Here is a 1332-nt window from a genome sequence, read left to right as displayed (position 1 = left end):
AAACAATCACAGTTTCGGCGAGTGGCAATTATTCAGTTGTAGTTACAGATGCCAACGGCTGTTCAGCAACAGATGATGCCAATGCAACCATTCATGCCAACCCAACAGTTAATTTGGGGGCAGATCAGCAGACTTGCTCAGGAAATACGATCACTTTTGATGCCGGCAATGCAGGATCAACCTATTTATGGAGTACCGGTGAAACTACTCAAAGCATTACAGTTTCTGCTTCAGGAAATTACAGCATAACAGTAACTGATACCAACGGCTGTTCAGCAACAGACGATGCCAATGCAACAATAAATCCGAATCCAGTTATTGATTTAGGAGTCGATCAGGAAACCTGTGCCGGCAACAGTATTTCATTTGATGCAGGAAATGTTGGTGCCACTTATTTATGGAGTACCGGTGAAACAACACAGACAATTACAGTTTCGGCGAGTGGAAACTACAGCGTAACAGTAATTGATGCCAACGGCTGTTCAGCAACAGACGATGCCAATGCAACAATACATCCGAATCCAGTTATTGATTTAGGAATTGATCAGGAAACCTGTTCCGGCAACAGCATCACATTTAATGCAGGAAATGTTGGTGCCACTTATTTATGGAGTACCGGTGAAACCACGCAGACAATCACAGTTTCGGCGAGTGGAAACTACAGCGTAACAGTAATTGATGCCAACGGCTGTTCAGCAACAGACGATGCCAATGCAACCATTCATGCCAACCCAACAGTAAACCTTGGAGCAGATCAGCAGACTTGCTCAGGAAATACGATCACATTTGACGCCGGCAACGCAGGATCAACTTATTTATGGAGTACAGGCGAAACCACACAGACGATTACAGTTTCGGCGAGTGGAAACTACAGCGTAACAGTAACAGATGCCAACGGCTGTTCAGCAACAGACGATGCCAATGCAACTATCCATGCAAATCCGGTTGTTGATTTAGGAATTGATCAGGAAACCTGTGCCGGAGGCACCATCACATTTGATGCCGGTAATGCAGGATCAACTTATTTATGGAGTACCGGTGAAACCACTCAAAGCATTACAGTTTCTACTTCAGGCAATTACAGCGTAACAGTAACAGATACCAACGGCTGTTCTGCAAGTGATGATGCAAATGCAACCATTCATGCCAACCCAACAGTAAACCTTGGGGCAGATCAGCAGACTTGCTCAGGAAATACGATCACTTTTGACGCCGGCAACGCAGGATCAACTTATTTATGGAGTACCGGCGAAACCACTCAAAGCATTACAGTTTCTACTTCAGGAAACTACAGCGTAACAGTAACAGATGCCAACGGCTGTTCAACAAGTG

At 44.9% G+C, this 1332-nt stretch carries 1 pseudogene; it reads left to right on the top strand.

Features of this window, described 5'->3' with window-relative positions:
• Window positions 1-1332, top strand: a pseudogene (locus BZG01_RS21710) (hypothetical protein); the annotation flags it as partial.

The organism is Labilibaculum manganireducens, assembly GCF_002843385.1.
In the GTDB taxonomy this organism is placed as follows: Bacteria; Bacteroidota; Bacteroidia; order Bacteroidales; family Marinifilaceae; genus Labilibaculum; species Labilibaculum manganireducens.
The sequence above is the reverse complement of the archived record's forward strand: the minus strand, read 5'-3'. Positions and strand labels throughout refer to the sequence as shown.